The organism is Aliidiomarina sanyensis, from assembly GCF_003987175.1.
Taxonomy (GTDB): domain Bacteria; phylum Pseudomonadota; class Gammaproteobacteria; order Enterobacterales; family Alteromonadaceae; genus Aliidiomarina; species Aliidiomarina sanyensis.
Map to the genome: position 1 here is coordinate 1 of NZ_PIPM01000022.1, position 17855 is coordinate 17855.

At 49.3% G+C, this 17855-nt stretch carries 13 protein-coding genes; 7 read left to right on the plus strand and 6 right to left on the minus strand.

Going from position 1 to position 17855, the window contains the following annotated elements:
* Window positions 1-464: 464 nt before the first annotated feature.
* Genes murB through CWE11_RS11595 form a run of 3 tightly spaced genes read left to right on the plus strand, consistent with a single transcriptional unit; the run spans window position 465 to window position 3211 of the window.
* Window positions 465-1481: a UDP-N-acetylmuramate dehydrogenase gene (gene murB / locus CWE11_RS11585; protein WP_126777790.1), complete on the plus strand. Its 1017-nt coding sequence runs from the start codon at window positions 465-467 to the stop codon at window positions 1479-1481.
* On the plus strand, window positions 1471-2460 hold the full coding sequence (gene birA, locus CWE11_RS11590) for a bifunctional biotin--[acetyl-CoA-carboxylase] ligase/biotin operon repressor BirA (RefSeq protein WP_126777791.1): 990 nt from the start codon (window positions 1471-1473) through the stop codon (window positions 2458-2460). The genes murB and birA overlap by 11 nt, the downstream gene beginning before the upstream one ends.
* Window positions 2438-3211, plus strand: a complete 774-nt coding sequence (locus tag CWE11_RS11595) for a type III pantothenate kinase (protein WP_157981353.1) — start codon at window positions 2438-2440, stop codon at window positions 3209-3211. The genes birA and CWE11_RS11595 overlap by 23 nt, the downstream gene beginning before the upstream one ends.
* Here CWE11_RS11595 and nspC read toward each other — a convergent pair.
* The 4 genes from nspC to CWE11_RS11615 form a co-directional block, all read right to left on the minus strand.
* Window positions 3208-4344, minus strand: coding sequence for a carboxynorspermidine decarboxylase (gene nspC, locus CWE11_RS11600; protein ID WP_126777793.1), 1137 nt, complete (start codon window positions 4342-4344; stop codon window positions 3208-3210). The two genes, CWE11_RS11595 and nspC, sit on opposite strands and share 4 nt — an antisense overlap.
* Window positions 4345-4355: 11 nt before the next feature.
* Window positions 4356-5561, minus strand: coding sequence for a saccharopine dehydrogenase family protein (locus tag CWE11_RS11605; protein WP_126777794.1), 1206 nt, complete (start codon window positions 5559-5561; stop codon window positions 4356-4358).
* Between the two features lie 269 nt (window positions 5562-5830).
* Complete coding sequence (locus CWE11_RS11610; protein WP_126777795.1) at window positions 5831-7780, minus strand: GNAT family N-acetyltransferase; 1950 nt, start codon at window positions 7778-7780, stop codon at window positions 5831-5833.
* Window positions 7781-7834: 54 nt separating this feature from the next.
* The gene (locus CWE11_RS11615; protein WP_126777796.1) at window positions 7835-9253 is read right to left on the minus strand and encodes a sodium-dependent transporter; all 1419 of its coding nucleotides are present in this window, start codon (window positions 9251-9253) and stop codon (window positions 7835-7837) included.
* A gap of 246 nt (window positions 9254-9499) precedes the next feature.
* Between CWE11_RS11615 and CWE11_RS11620 the strand changes: the two genes are divergently transcribed.
* Entirely contained in the window at window positions 9500-10894 is a 1395-nt protein-coding gene (locus tag CWE11_RS11620; RefSeq protein ID WP_241971793.1) for a flavin-containing monooxygenase, read from the plus strand.
* A 138-nt stretch (window positions 10895-11032) separates the two neighbouring features.
* Here the strand turns inward: CWE11_RS11620 and CWE11_RS11625 are convergent, their stop codons facing one another.
* Window positions 11033-12190, minus strand: coding sequence for a PQQ-dependent sugar dehydrogenase (locus CWE11_RS11625; protein ID WP_126777797.1), 1158 nt, complete (start codon window positions 12188-12190; stop codon window positions 11033-11035).
* Entirely contained in the window at window positions 12190-12678 is a 489-nt protein-coding gene (locus CWE11_RS11630; protein ID WP_126777798.1) for a hypothetical protein, read from the minus strand. Before CWE11_RS11630 ends, CWE11_RS11625 begins: the two co-directional genes overlap by 1 nt.
* A gap of 204 nt (window positions 12679-12882) precedes the next feature.
* Here CWE11_RS11630 and CWE11_RS11635 point away from each other — a divergent pair, with 204 nt between their 5' ends.
* The 3 genes from CWE11_RS11635 to CWE11_RS12195 all read left to right on the plus strand — a co-directional run bounded on the left by CWE11_RS11635 (window position 12883) and on the right by CWE11_RS12195 (window position 17743).
* Window positions 12883-14907 carry an NADPH-dependent 2,4-dienoyl-CoA reductase gene (locus tag CWE11_RS11635; RefSeq protein WP_126777799.1) on the plus strand — a complete coding sequence of 675 codons (2025 nt, stop codon included), beginning with the start codon at window positions 12883-12885 and terminating at the stop codon, window positions 14905-14907.
* A 111-nt stretch (window positions 14908-15018) separates the two neighbouring features.
* Window positions 15019-16323 (plus strand): Glu/Leu/Phe/Val family dehydrogenase, encoded by a 1305-nt coding sequence (locus CWE11_RS11640; RefSeq protein WP_126777800.1) that lies wholly within the window; start codon window positions 15019-15021, stop codon window positions 16321-16323.
* Between the two features lie 430 nt (window positions 16324-16753).
* On the plus strand, window positions 16754-17743 hold the full coding sequence (locus CWE11_RS12195) for an RHS repeat-associated core domain-containing protein (protein ID WP_476692297.1): 990 nt from the start codon (window positions 16754-16756) through the stop codon (window positions 17741-17743).
* Window positions 17744-17855 lie beyond the last annotated feature (112 nt).

Sequence of the window (17855 nt, forward strand, 5' to 3'; positions counted from 1 at the left end):
AGAAGTGAAACATGTCAGCGCCGATGGTAGTGTGGGGCCTCCCCATGTGAGAGTAGGACACCGCCAGGCATCCAAATAAAATAGCCCTTCGCGAAAGCGAGGGGCTTTTTTATTTGTTTCACATCTGTGTGTCCTACCGTAGCCAACGCACGTTCCGTAACGGCGCGTTGGGCCAGACCTTTTAATACCCCGTTATGGACCATGTGTTGGTTACATCAATGCAATGCATAAGTCTTGGTGATGTATTCAATTGTGCTCCCAACGCGGTGCGTTGGCTACATCAATTCAATGCATAAGTCTTGGTGGTGTATTTAATTACGCTCCCAACGCGGTGCGTTGGCTACGTCAAGAGAATTTGCTTTGTACGCAATTGCGTAAAAGTTGTAATTTATTAAAGAAATTCTCCCTGGTATATCGCTCGGTGTTACAATCTTTCCCATTCTATTGCTTATAATTTGCGGCTCATGGTTTCAGTTCAAGCGCTCCACAGTTTTCGTTTACCCGCTCACGCGCGAGGCGTTATCGCGGTGAACACACGCGAGGATCTCACCAAGCTTGAGATATCAGAGCCCTTTTGGATTTTGGGTGAAGGTACAAATACTATCTTTACCGAAGATTACTTGGGTACTGTGCTATCGGTCCGTTTGCGTGGGATTGTAAGAACAGAAACACCTGATGCATGGCGGCTTGAGGTCGCTGCGGGTGAAAACTGGCATGATCTCGTTGTGTTTACGCTCGCTCAAGGTATGCCAGGATTTGAAAATTTAGCGCTGATCCCCGGGAGTGTTGGAGCTGCTCCTGTGCAAAACATTGGGGCTTATGGTGTTGAGATCAGTGATTTCATCGAGCACGTCGAAGTCTTTAATTTGAAAACGAAGTCCTTCTCTACTCTAACCCCAGCGGAATGCCAGTTCGCGTATCGGGAGAGTTTTTTCAAACGACCTGAATCTGCGCATCTTTTAATTACACGAGTCACCTTTTTGCTTCCTAAAGCATGGAAGCCAGTTCTGACGTATCCAGACTTACGCTCACTTTCTCATGAAGCCACGCCTACTGAGATCATGGAACGAGTAATTGCGGTGCGCCAAGCAAAGTTACCGGATCCGGCCTTAATTCCTAACGCAGGCAGTTTTTTTAAGAACCCAGTGGTCACGATGGACCATATCCATATGTTGCAAAAAGAATATCCAGAGATACCGGTTTATCCGGTGAGTGAAACACATGGAAAGATTGCCGCTGGCTGGCTCATTGATCGCATCGGGCTGAAGGGGTTTAGTTTTGGTGGAGCTGGAGTGCATGATCGACAGGCGCTAGTCCTCGTAAACCGGAATGGCGCGACAGGTGATGATCTCTGTGGCTTGGCCCAGCACATTGTGGAAATGGTTCATTCTCGTTATGGTGTTATGCTCGAGCCGGAGGTTCGACTACTAGAAAAGGACAAGCTTTTAAATTCAAAGGAGTGGTTACACCGTGGAACGTAAGGATATCGATTCGACCTTGTTGCGCACACTAGCAGACGGTCAATTTCACTCGGGTGAAGTACTTGGTCAAGCGGTTGGTATTTCCCGTGCATCGGTGAATAAGCGAATGAAAAAGCTTGGTGAACTTGGAGTCGATGTGTTCCGCGTGACCGGCAAAGGCTATCGACTAGCGAAGCCAATCCAACTCTTGGACGGAGATGAAATCCGCGGGAACCTACCCTACGTGAGTCGAAACTTACCGTTTGAGCTTTTACATGTTATCGATTCCACCAACGATGAGTTAAAACGTTTGTTAACAAATTCGCCTGAACCCTTAGAGGCTGGTTTTAGTGTCCTTGCAGAGATGCAAACGAAGGGACGCGGACGCCGCGGACGGCCTTGGTTTTCTCCTTTCGGTACGAATCTATATCTTTCGATGTACTGGCCGCTCAAGGATGGATTAAACTCAGCCACGGGCTTGAGTGTTGCACTTGGTTTAGCACTCGCTCGTGAACTTGATCAGGCGGGCATTCAGGATGTTTCTGTTAAGTGGCCGAATGACGTCTACATCAAAGGGAAGAAAGTAGCGGGTATTCTGGTAGAGCTTGAGGGGCAAGCTATGGGCGAGGGAGACGCTATTATTGGCATGGGTATTAATCTCGCGATGCCAGAGGAATCTGCACTCATTGACCAACCTTTTACTAGTATTGAAGCAAATCTTGAGGCCCCGATGGACCGGAATCTTTGGGCTGCATTGATCATGCACCGGTGCGTGCATGCGCTCCGAGGGCACGATGTGGAGGGACTCGCGAATGTGCTGGCTACATGGCGTCGCTTTGACCATTTTTATAACCAACCGGTGCGCGTGCTATTGGGTCAACATGAGCATGTCGGTATTGGTCAGGGCATTGATGATATGGGCGCTTTTCTTGTGCAACAAGAGGATGGTTTAAAGCGCTATTTTGGGGGTGAAATTAGTGTCCGAAAACCTCGTTCTTGAATTTGGGAATACGCGCTGGAAGCTCGGGTCTGTAGACCGCGAGTATCAGGTCACCTTAGTAGGGTCGGGTCATGACCTTGCACAGCTAACCGATCTCATCCTGCATGTAGCCCCTACCTTTGTCGGAGTCGCTAGTGTTGCTCCACCCCAGACAGTACTCGATCTCCGTCATGCGCTTGCGGATTCAGGCGTTGAATTGCTTGAGGCAAGCCCCGAACAGGGCTTCGGTATAACTTTATGTTATGTCGATCCATCGCGCCTTGGCGTTGATCGGTGGTTAACTTTGCTCGCTGCAAGATACCATGGTGCCAATCAAGCGGCGCAGTCGCACGCTATTATCGATGCGGGTACAGCAGTCACATTGGATGTCCTAAACGCAAACGGACATCATCGTGGGGGTTGGATCGCACCAGGCTTCCGTTTGATGCAAGAGTCCTTGATTCAGAAAAGCACACGTTTGCGTGTGAGTGATAACGTGCCAGATGCGATTTTAGGGGAAGGAACAGAAGCCGCGATTCATCTTGGCTGCCAAGCCAGTTTGCAAGGCTTTGCTCATACTGCAATTCAATCCGCAGAGGAAGCTCTTGGAAGCCCACCAGACTGTCTTTGGTTTACAGGCGGTGACAGTGGGTTAATCAATAAAAAGGCCCTTCAAATCGCCGCAAAAACGCAAGTCATTGAAAGGCCTAATCTAGTGCTTGAAGGTTTAGCTCAATGGCTGTCCTTTAAATCACCACCACGCTCGTTTTAGGACAACCGAGATTTAAAGTCCTGATAGTTAAACTGGCGGACTAATCGGAATTCACCGTTTTCTTGCAGGATTCCGATACTCGGGTGCTCGACTCCATTGAAAAACGTTGTCTTCACCATGGTGTAGTGCATCATATCCTCGAAAATAATGCGCGTGCCCGGTTTCAATTCATGGTCGAAGCTGAATTCACCAATCACATCGCCCGCTAGGCAGCTATTGCCACCCAGACGATAGGTATGCGCCTTAACGCCTGGTAAATCCGCACCCGTGATGGTGGGACGATAGGGCATTTCTAGCACATCGGGCATGTGCGCCGTCGCCGAGATATCGAGAATCGCAATCTTTCCTTGGTTTTCCACGATGTCCACCACTTCGGTGACAAGCGGACCGGTTTGCCAAGCAACCGCAGAACCCGGCTCTAAAATGATGTCGAGATCATAGGTTTCACGCAAACGCTTCAGCTGTGCGATGAGGTGGTCAACATCGTACCCTTTGCGTGTCATTAAGTGACCGCCTCCAAGGTTTAGCCACTTCATTTTGGGAAGCCATTTGGCAAATTTCTCTTCTACAGCTGCCAAAGTTCGCTCGAGCGCGAACGAATCACATTCACACAGGTTGTGAACGTGAAATCCTTCCACGTCGGTCAAATCAACCCCTTCGAGCTGCGCCGCCGGAACACCAAGGCGTGAGCCAGGCGCTGATGGATCATAGAGTTCGGTCTCGGCTTCTTGATGCTCGGGATTAATCCGCAGCCCAATCGACGTTCCGCTTGCTTTCGCTTGGTCACGGTATTGCGCCCATTGGGTTAAGCTGTTGAAAGAAATGTGACAGCAGTGCTTCAGCAGTGCTTCCATATCATTCGGCTTGTACGCTGGGGAATAAGCATGGACCTCACCGCCAAAGGTATCTGCAGCAAGCTCAGCTTCCCAGACAGAACTTGCCGTGCAGCCTTTAAGGTACTGTTTTACGAGTGGAAAAGTGCTCCACATCGAAAAGCCTTTCAGTGCAAGAATGATGGTGGCACCACTTTCTTCTTGCACGCGTTTCATCAACTCAAGGTTTGCCTTAAGTTTAGCTTCATCCATCACATAACAGGGTGAGGGGATGGTAGCCGAAAGATACGGATTACTCATGACCACGCCTCTTAATCGTCGGCTAATGGATTTTTTTCAACATCAACGACCTGCCATGGCAAACCGTATTTGTTCAAGCGATCCATAAACGGGTCCGGATCAAACTGCTCCATATTCCACACGCCAGGTTTCATCCAGATATTCTCGAGCATAAGTGACGCGCCAATCATGGCTGGAACACCGGTGGTGTAAGAAACCGCTTGTGCGCCAACTTCCCGATTACAGGCTGCGTGGTCACAGTTGTTGTAGATAAAGATAGTTTTCTCTTTCCCATCCTTGATTCCTGTGATGTAGGTACCGATACAGGTCAGCCCTTCGTATCCTTCCGCCAGTGAGCCTGGGTTTGGCAACACAGCTTTTAAGAACTCAAGCGGTGCAATTTGTTGGCCATTGAAATCAATCGGCTGGATTGAAGTCATGCCGATGCCCTCAAGGACGCGAAGATGATTCAGATAGGCATCTCCGAAGGTCATCCAGAAGCGTGCACGCTTGATGGTTGGGAAATGCTTAACAATTGATTCTAGTTCCTCATGGAATAGCAAGTAGGAGGCGCGAACACCTACACCTGGGTAATCGAGATCTTTACGAACGCTGATTGGATCGGTCTCTTTCCACTCGCCGTCTTCCCAGTATTTACCACGCTGGGTGATTTCACGAATATTGATTTCAGGGTTAAAGTTGGTCGCGAACGCCTGACCGTGATCACCGCCATTGCAATCCACGATATCGAGGTAGTGAATCTCATCGAAGTAATGCTTTGCCGCGTACGCCGTAAACACATTGGTCACGCCTGGATCAAAGCCAGAGCCAAGGAGTGCCATGAGGCCCGCTTCTTTAAAGCGATCGTGGTAGGCCCACTGCCAGCTATACTCAAACTTCGCTTCGTCTTTTGGCTCGTAGTTTGCGGTATCCAAATAATGCACGCCGGTTGCGAGACATGCATCCATGATGGGCAGATCTTGGTATGGCAATGCTACGTTGATGACCAACGCAGGTTGTACTTTTTCAATCAGCGCAACGAGTTCATCGACGTTATCCGCATCTACTTGATAGACACCAACGACGCGATCTTTGCCCGCTTCGGCTTGCAAGCGCTCACATTTCGCTAAGGTCCGCGATGCAAGATGAATTTCATCAAAATACTCTGGGAGCATCGCACATTTTTTGACAACCACGGAGCTCACGCCACCCGCGCCAATCACTAAAACTCGAGACATAATATTCACCCCTGATTTTTAAGTGGGTTGTGGATATAAAACGGGCGCGATTGTGCCTACGCCCGTGTCTAAATGCAATCATTTGTCGATCATTTTCTGCCCAAGAAGGCTATGAGTCGTTGCTGCAAAAAAGCCCACTGATCCGCGCGGAGCTCGATGCGCATCTACGTGGGCGGTGCCGTGTAAAAATCAGTCTCTCTACGTTCGAAAAACTGAGACGTTCAATTGTTACTTCGCGGCTATATGCTGTCTTGCACACAATATTACCACTATAAACCGAGGCGAGCTTGGGTACAAACTTCACGAAGGGTTTGTTCGACATCTTTCTTACCTTTAAACCCGTATGATTTAGCGAGTTCCTGCAATGACGATGCCGTAAAGAGGGCATCATGTAGCAGTGCGTCGTGCGAATCTGGAAATGTCACAAGTTGGTAATGCGCTGCAGCAGCCAACGCGGGTTGAGCGGTCGGAAATGGAATCCATCCGGAGCAAAACGCCGCAACGATCTTCTTTAAATGTGCGAGAAGTAGTTCTTGGTCGGCAGTGGCGAGGTGCTCTGCTGGTAAGACGTAAAAAAAGCCATCGTTAGGCTGTTTGATGGCCTGAAAAGGAAGAAGCAGCATGTACCTGTGATGTAATCGCTTTATTTCTGCAACCGCGGATTGAGTGAGTGGCGCGAGCATCAGGGCAGACACAAATCCGCTTGCGGCATCGGCCTTGTGGCCAAAGCGGATTAATTGAAAATCATGTTGACGCCAAAAGCGCACCAGCTCATGACTCGCTCCAAAACTAGTGCCGAGTGCGAAGTATCCGGCAGTTTTAAAGTACTCAACGATGCGCCTTAGAAACTCACTGCCTAAACCTTTTCTTTGCTGCTCCGGCTCCACCACAATGCGCACAATTCGAGCATATGATTTTTGCATCAATAAATGTTCTTGCAAATGATACCCAAGTGACTGTCCCAGCAGGTGCCCAGGGATACGTCGCCGTCCTTGAGAAACTGCTTCGCTGAGGCTCGCGCTGAGTGGCAGTTCGAAGTTCAACCAGCATGCACAGATCAGTTCATCGTTTATGTATCCGAGAATGAGTTGCTGCTGTTTGTCCTCCAACAGCATGCGCACATCATTTGGGGAGCTTTGATAATGGGCCGCCATCAATAATGAGAACACATGAGAAAATTCATTGAGGGATAAATCAGTCGGCTTCGCGAAGCGGATGCACAATTGTTTCACCGAACCGATGAGCCGATGTGTTGTGACTTTCGACGTGGATTGGCTCGCATGTAAACAAAAGGTGGCGTTGATCAAGGATTCGAGAGGATCATGGCTATCCCACCGAATGGGTTTGCTGAGTGTGAGACGTTCGACCCGCTCATAATGCTCATTAAGTTGGTGTTTTAAACGGAGTGAAAAATGGCGACCCGCACTCTCATATCCCTCAGATGTCGATGCCAGAATGAGTCGGGGAGCGCGGTGCAAAATACCTCGAAGAATATGTGCAGGAATGCTGGCGGCCTCATCGATAATTAACCACTCGCGCTCCCGAGGTATCCACGTTTGAAGTTGATCTGGTGGAATGAAACGATAATCTTGGTCGTTTGTATGCTTGAGGAGCTGATGCGCTTGATCTTTGGATGGCGCACAAAAGGTGGCACGTATACCGTTTTCGCCCACCCAAAATCCAAGTAGAGTCGATTTCCCTCGCCCGCGAGGCGCTTCTAAGTAACCAACGCATCGTGCATGTGAAGCGCTATCGGATATGACATGAGCCTGCAAAGCACTGAGCGCTTTAAAGGCTTGTTGCTGTTCTTCGGTAAGCTGAAAAACGTCATTCTGCGTGATGGGTTGATAGGATTCGAGGAATGCTGCGAGTTCCGATTTTGTCCTTACCCGAGTGATACAAGGGTAGATTTCAGCGTACGCGAATAATCGGCGCAAGGTGTTCCCGGGTGCGATTAGATCTACATGCAACAGGAGGGCACCTCCTGCACGCAAAGTGCCGGCTAATGCTGCAAGTGCATCTGCATGCAGTCCGTCACGCATATCAAGGTAAACCAGTCCGTGTTCGGTCCCTAAGTATCTGCGAAAACTTCGGATTGCATGACTATCGAGAGCGCACACGGATGCATCGGTTGGAAGCACCGGCATGGGCAGTGTAGCATCGAGGATGACCAAGCGTCGTGTTCGAGCCACAGAGGGTAAAGTGATATCCCTGTTCACATTGACCTTAAAAAAAGAGGCGCCAGACGGCGCCTCGTTTGACCCGCGAAAGGTCTAGAAAAACGCCATGCCGAAAAACTTTCCGAGCACCGTGTTGATAAAGACTATTGCAAGTATAACTGGAATAAAGGTGGTTAGAGAAAAACTGATATATTTCTGCAAGAACCCGCCTTGATATTTCACTGCACCTTCGTTCAATGCGGCGTGGAAGTTGGTTTTCTTCCAATGCCAGACCACAAATAAACAAATCAACAATCCATTTAATGGAAGTACCGTGTCGTAAAAGACGTCGTAAATCAGATCAAAGAATGAATGACTTGATCCACCGTAAGACACGAAGTCTGTGAAGAAATTAACCATCCCAAATGAAGCAGTCGCGATTAGGGTCAAAACCCCCATGGTCAGCGCCAATACGCCCAAAGCTTTTTGGCGCGAAATCGAATACTTCCGCACAATGGTGGCGGTTGGAACTTCAATAATTGAAACGAGCGAAGTGATTGCTGCAACAAAGACCAACAGGAAGAAAATGACCGCGACAACGCTTGCCCCCGCGTAACCAATCGTTGCGGAGAGGGCGAGGAAAATCTGTGGCAAGAATGTGAAAATCATGGCCACAGACGACTCACTAAGTTCTGCCGGGTTAGTATTTGGATTAATCGCAAAGATAGCAGGTAATACCATAAGTCCTGCGGTGAACGCGACAGCCGTGTCGGTCACCAAAACCATCTTACTCGCGCCCACCAGATTGTCTTTTTGGCGTAAGTACGAGCCGTAGGTGATTAAAATCCCCATTCCCAGAGAAAGTGAGAAGAATGCTTGAGATAGGGCACCACTGACCACGCCACCATCAATTTTGCTGAAGTCGGGAATCAAGAAAAACTGCACACCCGCCATCGCGTTATCGAGCGTTAGCACAAAGACTACGAGGGCAAGCAACATGACGAATAGAGCAGGCATCATAAGGCGAGCTGCCCGTTCAATACCATCGCGTACGCCACTTACTAGAACCATGTAGACAATAGCGGCAACCATTAACAGATAGGCAAATACGCTTCCATGGTTAATAAAAACGCCGAAGTAGGCTGGGTCCGCGATAACCGTTAGGTTGCCAAATAAGGTTTGGACCAAATAGCCAAGAATCCAAACGGTGATGACCATGTAAAACACACCGATCATGAAAGGGGTTAATACCGCTAACCACCCAGCGAATCGCCACGGACTCTTGCGACCAGCGATAGCTGTATATGCGCCATGCGGATCACTTTGGGTTTTTCGTCCAAGACCCATTTCGGCAAGCATAATAGGGAGGCAAATAAAGACGACGAAGAGGGCATAGATCAGAAGAAATGCGCCTCCACCGTTCTTCGTGGCCGCAACTGGGAATCCAACCATATTGCCGATTCCGACGGCCGACCCGGCGGCAGCTAAAATAAATCCAATGCGAGAGCTAAAGTGTTCGCGAGCCGTACTCATGCGTGCTTCCTGTTCTTGTTGTTTTCTTTTGTATCGTGATTTGCGTCATAACCACATGGCAAATCGACGGGATGCTGACTAGGCGTTATATCAGGTTTTACAGTCAAGGGGCAAACCTTACGCGCGGCTGGCTCGCCCGACCACTGGTCAGGCGCGACCAATGGGTGCTCTGTGGAGGACAATTGCCAAGGACATGTTGCTTGTGGTTAAGTGAGATTAATAAGATTGAACAAAAGGATTGGATGGGTGAGTGCGGAATCAAAACACATATCGTCGTGCGTGCGTGTCGCGGTCATCGGCGCCGGCCCGAGTGGGTTAGCCGCAGCAAAAAACGTGTTGCGCGCTGGTTTTGAAGTGGTGGTTTTCGAGAAAAATGATGGCGTGGGCGGTAACTGGGTTTTCAGAGCAAAAACCGGACACTCCAGTGTTTATGAAAATACGCACATTATTAGCTCCAAGACGTGGTCCGAATATGAAGATTTCCCGATGCCAGATCATTATCCGGACTACCCGAGCCATGACCAGTTGCGGCGCTATTTTGAATCTTATGCCGCTCACTTTGATGTGCTTTCGATAATTCGCTTTGAAACCGAAGTTCTCAACGTTCAGCCGCAACCTGAGGGAGACTTTTTAGTCCGTTGGCGTTCCTGTGGTGATGACAATGGAGCAGAATGTGAGGAACGTTTTAGTCATGTGATGGTAGCCAATGGTCATCATTGGTGCCCGCGTCACCCGGAGCTCGGTGGTGAGTTTACTGGAACCTACATGCATTCCCATGATTTTAAGGGGGTGGACGACAGCTGGCGCAACAAACGTGTTTTGGTCATTGGCGCGGGCAACTCGGCCTGTGACGTCGCTGTTGAAGCGGCGCGGGTTGCAGATGAAGTTCACTTGAGTATCCGAAGTCCGCAATGGTTTTTGCCGAAGTTTATTTTCGGTGTTCCTAGCGATGTGTTGGGAGCTAAGTTTCCACGATGGCTTCCCAAACGCTGGAAACAGCGAGCGATGACGTGGCTGCTTCGCCTGCTACAAGGCAATTACGAGCGCACGTATGGGTTACCACAACCAAAAAACTTGGTGTTGAGTCACCATCCAACGGTGAATTCTGACTTACTCGATTTTATTCGTCATGGACGGATAATACCCAAACGTGCGATTGAGCAGGTTAATCAGCGGCAGGTGAGCTTTGCCGGTGGTGATTCCTGTGAGGTTGATATCATTGTCGCTTGCACTGGTTTTCGCACGGTATTTCCGTTTCTTGACGTAGAGATTCTTGATGTCGCTGACCAAGAGCAGGTGCCGTTGTATTTAAAAATGATGCACCCGGATTACCAAGGCCTGTATTTCATTGGACTATTTCAGCCGCTCGGATGTATCTGGCCTCTGGCAGATTATCAGGCCAAGCTTGCGGTGCAAGAAATAAAGGGAGCTTATCAGCGGCCTGAGCCATTGCAGCAGGCCATTGAGCAAGAGCTGGCTAATCCACATTACGCCTTTGAAGGTGGCGCTCGACATGCAGTTGAGGTGGACTACCATCAATTTCGAGCACAGTTAAAAGCGGAATTAAAGAAAGGTGCGATTGATATTGGCGAGCCGCCCGCAGGGCGCAAAGATTATTACAAGCAGTTCGCCCGTGAATAAGAAAGCTCGACACTGGGTGAAGGGTAAAAAAAGAGCCAGCAGGGGATGCTGGCTCAAGCTCGTTGCTAGCGTACAGCAAGCCGGCAAACTTGCTGTACCTGATTAAACGCAGCGGCTCGAAAATGGGATCAAAAAAATTTATTTCCGAGTCACTTTAATAATTTTCCCATCCGATTCATCCGTTAACAGATAAAGCGCACCGGTTTCTGGATGCTCGAGAATGTAGCGAATCCGGGTGTCCAGATCGCGAAACAAGACGTCCACTTCTTGCAACGTATGCTCGTCATAGCGCATACGAACAACGCGTTTCGCGGCTAATGCAGGCACCAAGAAATCACCGTACCACTCAGAGAACATTGCTCCCTGGTATACCATCAGACCGGATGGCGCAATGGACGGTGTCCACTCAAACTCATGGCCAGTGAGTCCTGGAAGCGTCCGGTAGGGTGAAATTCGTGCTCCCGTGTAATCTGAGCCGCCAGTCACCAAGGGCCAACCATAGTTTTCGCCTGCGCGGAGCAAATTGATCTCGTCACCACCGCGGGGACCATGCTCACTCACAAAGACTTGTTGTCGTTCAGGATGCCACGCAATCCCTTGAACATTCCGATGCCCGTACGTATAGATCTCTGGCTTCGCTTTGGGATTGGAGATAAGTGGGTTATCCGTTGGTACGGTTCCATCCTTCTCGAGACGAACGACCGTCCCTAGGTGGTTCTCAAGACGCTGGGCATCTTCTCGGTAATCGAATCCATCGCCCAGGGTAAGCAGGAGCGTTGAGTCGGGTAAAAATGCAATGCGCGCCCCGTAATGGGCACTTCCTGTTTTCTCGGGTAAGGCGCGAAATATCACATGAAAATCAGTGAGCGTATCTCCATTCCAAAAGCCTTTCCCCAGACAGGTGTTGTTCGCTCGCATCGTGCCACAGGCGTAACTCAAGAAAACCGTTTGGTCTCTCGAAAAATCTGGGCTGATAGCTACTTCAAACAAACCCGCTTGACCATCGACTAGAAGATCAGAAAGGTCAGGGGTAACATCATCGAGAACAGTTCCATCATCATCCAATAACCAAAGGGTGCCACTGCGCGACGTTACGAGGGATCGGCCATCGGGTAGGAAGCTCATGGACCATGGAAATGCGATTCCATTAGCGAAAATATGGTGCTCAAACTCAATTTCTTCGGTTGGAAGTGCTGGACGTGCCATCACATCTGAGTTTACCGCAAGTGCGGTTGAAACGCTTGAAGCAAAAAAAAGTCCGGCGATTGGCCATAAGAAAGTAATCGGAGAACGCATTATGATTTAGCCTCTTCAGTCGGAACGGATCCTCGAAAACGTCGCCGCAACGCGCGACTCAACCAGGCATAGACTGCACCAGCTGCGCAGGCACTCAATACCATAAAGAGGGTTCCTGTAGTGGTTCGCGTCGCGGCAATCAGTGTGGGCATGGGGGCTAAGTTATCAATCAGTTGCAACGCAGCCCAAAATCCCACACCTGCACCCACGGCACACCATGCAATGAACTGCCGTTTTTGGAAGCGAGAAAACAAGTGAGAAATGGGGAGCGCTATCAAAAACGTTGCAGCCATAATGCCCATCAGAAGCGGAGAGAAGTTCACCAAGTCGTACCCGGTGACTTCAACGCGCGTGCTCCAATCAATCGGTGGACCAATGGTTTGCATTGCCAGTAAGTTAAATTGAGTCTGTACCACAGACCCGAGCACACCAGCTACGATGACCCCAGTAATAAAAGCGAGCGCATACGCCAGACTCTGTTTAATCACTCAAACGCCCCTTACTATAGAAATTTTCACGATGAGAATAACTTTACTACGTTAGCGAACTCTTTACATAACATCCACTATTTCGGATTAAGAACACGGTTTGCTAAGTATGGATAGGACTTCAGCGTACAGCTGTGCTTGTACGCAATTTAATTAGGCGCTAGAGTGAATTCTGTTTAGAGGTACGACCAGAAGGATAGATTCATGAGTAAGCCATACCCGCATATGCTCGAGCCACTTGATCTTGGGTTCACCCAACTCAAAAACCGTGTGTTAATGGGCTCCATGCACACTAATCTGGAGGAAGAGCGCGGAGGATTCGAAAAGCTGGCTGAATTTTACGCGCAGCGCGCTCGTGGTGGCGTCGGACTCATTGTCACCGGTGGGATCAGTCCAAATGTAAGAGGTCGGCTTGCTCCCTTCGCAAGTCAGTTGTCCAACCGTTGGCAAGTACCCAAACATCGTACCGTCACCGATGCGGTGCACGCCGCAGGCGGCAAAATTGCCATGCAAATACTTCATGCTGGTCGTTATTCATATCACCCCCTGAGTCTTGCGCCGAGTGCAATTAAAGCACCGATTACACCCTTCAAACCGAGACAGATGTCTGATCGGCAAATCAAGAAAACCATCAAACACTATGCGCGTGCCGCGAAGCTGGCGCAAAGAGCAGGCTACGATGGCGTCGAAATCATGGGCTCGGAAGGGTATTTGATTAACCAGTTCATTTGTCAGCGTACCAACAAACGAACCGATGATTGGGGCGGAAGCTTTGAAAATCGAATTCGTTTTCCCTTGGAAATTATGCGAGCAGTGCGAGCTGCTGTGGGGCCTGAGTTCATCCTGATTTACCGACTCTCAATGCTTGACCTAGTGGAAGACGGGAGCACCCTTGAAGAGGTTATTGCACTTGGCAAAGCCATTGAGGCAGCCGGTGCCACCATCATCAATACCGGTATTGGGTGGCATGAAGCACGAGTGCCCACCATTGTGACCTCTGTGCCACGTGCGGCCTTCCGTTGGATTACCGCGCGTTTGCGAGAAGAGTTGAATGTACCAGTGGTAGCAACAAATCGAATTAATACCCCAGACATTGCTGAAGAGATCCTAGCTAAGGGGGAGGCGGACATGGTCTCTATGGCACGCCCGTTCTTGGCTGATCCAGACTTTGTGGTGAAAGCACAGCAGGGTAAGGCGGACCGTATCAATACGTGCATTGCCTGTAACCAAGCCTGTCTCGATCACGTATTTGAAAATAAGCGCGCGACTTGCCTTGTGAATCCATTGGCGGCCTATGAGACGGAACTCACCATGCAGCCAGCGACGACCGTCAAAAAAGTAGCAATCGTGGGCGCCGGTCCTGCGGGTCTGTCCGCCGCATGTTTTGCCGCGGAGCGTGGTCATGAGGTGCACTTGTTTGATGCCGCTAATGACATCGGTGGACAATTTAACTATGCCAAGCAGATCCCGGGGAAAGAGGAGTTTCACGAGACCATCCGGTATTTCCGCAACCGCCTTGCGGATGCTGGTGTGCACGTTCACCTTGGAAGTCCTCAGACGGCTGAATCACTCAAATCAGGGCAATTCGATGAGGTCGTTCTTGCAACCGGTGTCGTGCCGCGTGATGTCGCAATTCCGGGAATCGATTCACCGAAAGTTCTGGGCTATTTGGATGTGTTGCGCGATCACAAAGAGGTTGGTCAGAAAGTGGCCGTGATTGGTGCTGGCGGAATTGGATTTGATGTGTCGGAGTACCTTACGACCGCCAAGTCCCCGACCCTTGAGCCTCAGACGTGGCATGCTGTGTGGGGAATCGATCAAGCCTATCAACATCGCGGTGCATTACTGGAGCAACCACTCGCAGAGCCGAGCACACGTCAAGTCTATCTGCTGCAGCGCAAAGAGAGCAAAGTTGGGGCGGGGCTTGGAAAAACCTCTGGTTGGGTTCACAGAAATACATTACGTCACAAAGGCGTCAAGATGCTCAACGGGGTAACTTATAAACAAATTACCGAGGCGGGCCTTGAGATTGAGCGTAAGGGGAAAACTGAAATCCTCGAGGTGGACCATATCATTATTTGTGCTGGCCAAGAGCCATTGCGTGCACTCCAAAGCCCACTGCAAGAGGCTGGTATTTCGGTTCATTTGATTGGCGGTGCGGATGTTGCAGCGGAACTTGATGCTAAACGGGCAATCCGCCAAGGCGCTGAGATAGCGGCTAAATTATGATGAGTTGATCACCTGCGAGGCATCCTGCGTAGAATAAACTATAGTGAAGGCACCTAAGCGAACCCTCAAGGTGCCTTTTTTATTCGAGTTCGCACAACAAGGAGTCTGTTTATGAGTGACGGCCAAACCCCAAAAGTTTTGGACGATGCAAGAAGTCGCCTCGAGTTTATTTACAAACGTCTTGATGCGTCGGCAGACGCCCAGCAGCGCTTATCCCATCCTCAGCGAGTCATTGAGGCTGCCATCCCGGTAAGGATGGACGATGGTTCCTTGCAAGTTTTCCAAGCATGGCGAGTTCAATATGACATGACACGAGGCCCAGGAAAGGGGGGGATTCGTTTTCATCCAGATGTGGACGCAGAAGAAGTAACAGCGCTGAGTTTTTGGATGGCAATCAAGTGTGCCGTTGTCAACTTACCATACGGTGGAGCGAAAGGCGGCGTGCGGGTTGACCCGAAAAAACTCTCGCGCATGGAGCTCGAACGCTTGTCTCGGGGCTATATCCGAGCCATGTACGATGTAATCGGCCCAGACACCGATATTCCTGCGCCTGATGTTAATACCAACCCAACCATCATGGGATGGATGGCAGATGAGTACTCCAATATCGCCCGCGGCCAGTATCCTGCCGTGATCACCGGTAAACCATTGGGACTTGGAGGCTCTCAGGGGCGGGTCGCGTCCACGGGTGAAGGTGCACTGCAGGTTCTTAAAATTTGGACCGATCGAAATGATTTAGATCCGAAAAAAATGACGGTCGCGGTGCAAGGATTTGGCAATGCTGGGTATTATTTTGCCTGCGCTGCAATGAATTTGGGCTTTAAAGTGGTTGCTGTCTCTGACTCAAAAGGGGCGGTTTACTCGGAAAAAGGCCTCGATATTCACGCCATTTGGAAACATAAACACAAGACAAAAGAGCTAAAGGGTATCGTCTACTCTGAAGAATCGGTAGAACAAGAAAAGAATGTAGATCACCTTGATAATGACGAACTCCTCAAACTCGATGTAGATGTTCTAGCCCTCGCAGCACTTGAAAATCAAATTACACAAGACAATGCACAAGATGTGGAAGCTAAACTGCTGCTGGAGATTGCTAATGGCCCAGTTACGAGCAAGGCTGATACCATTCTGGCGGATCGCGGCATTCCTGTCCTACCTGATGTACTCGTGAATACCGGTGGGGTGATTGTGAGTTACTACGAATGGATTCAAAATCGTACGGGCGATTACTGGACGGAAGACAAGGTCAGCGAGCGCATGCGGGAGCGAATTCAGCATGAAGCGGATCGATGTTTTAAGCTTGCTGAAGATGAGGGTATTTCGGTGCGAAATGCGGCCTACATGCAAGGTATCCGGCGGATTACCGAAGCCATGGATGATCGTGGAACACAGGGATTTTTCAACGGTGATTCGTGACAATTAATTTCGCAAGTAAAGAACGTAATTGATTAGAGATAAGGGTACGGATTTGTTAAAAAGCTTTCCTCAGCATCAAGATTAGATTATAACCTAACGAAATCTTCAAAAGGAATCTAATTATGGCTAGGAAAGCTGTCCTTTTTTGCGTGCTTTGTACAACTACTCTCTTCCACGTTTCCCCTTCTTATTCACAGTCCCGGCCTTTTATGCCATTGACTCTGTCATAGCTCAACGTGAATTACTTTATCGAAGACATGGGCTCGAAAAACGAGAGCACTTTAATTTCATTATCATTTTGTTTCTTATTCCGGCAGTCATGCTCTCAATAAACTTAATCAGCAGTTGGCGATGCAGGCATCAATTTTGACGTCGCCATTCCGACATCATTAATTTTTTCGCGAAAACCATAATTAGAACCGCGAATGGTATTGGAAGCGCCGATGGCAGCTACCGGTACGACGGGCATTTTAAGCGGGTGAGGCAGCAGGTGAATGGTAACACCATTTACTCTGTGTATGACCGTGCCGGGGCACTGGTTCACCTGGACGCAGTGAACGCAGGCGAAAAGGCAGACTATATCGCAGGCCCGCAGGGAACTCTCGCGCGTATTAAAAACAATGTAATAACCTACCTGCACCACGATATTTTAGGTAGCGCGCAGAGCGGAACCAATAGCAGTGGGGTGGTGCAATGGCGCGAGCAGTACTCACCATTTGGTGAAGAGCTGCAGGGCATCAGCGCCAACGCCGAGCAGGCCGGGTACACCGGACATATTCGTGATGCGGCCACCGGCCTGAACTATATGCAGGCACGATACTACGACCCAGTGATTGGGCGGTTTTACTCAAATGACCCAGTAGGCTTTACTCCGTCAAATCCGATGATGTTTAATCGGTATGCTTATGCGAATAATAATCCGTATAAGTTTGTGGATCCGGATGGGCGGGAAGTTAGGGCTATCTATTATCAAGATTCAAATATATTGACTATGAGAGATCGTGATACAAAAGAAAGAATTTCAATTGGGGCGATCTCAGGAGGCAAGCCTTATGGTGATCCTATCCCCCCTGGAAGGTATGCGATACTTTATACACCCAGAGAAGATTTCTTTAGATTAGAGCCAATGGATTCAAAATTTGGTGATGATAAGCATGATGCGACAGGAAGAACAGAGTTTCGTTTACATAGGCCAGGCTTAACAATTGGTTGTATCGCTGCAGAAGATTGGGATGGCTGGGGTCAAGTAAAGCAGATGCTGGACAACACTAGTACAACACAAACGACCGTAGACTCAAAATCCAGAAACCCATTTGCCGATAAACAAGAGTCGTCAACTAAGTTTGGCGAGCTTAAGGTTGTTGAAGTTTCTGGTCGTATAGAATCGCAAAGGCTAAAAAATGAACCTGAATTCAGATAATAACCGCAACACTCATGTAATGGGATAGGTCGAAAGGAGGTCAGCTACCGACATGTGGTAGTCTTACTTTTCGACCAAAAAAAGTGAGTTCCAACATGAGTTATCGGCAGCT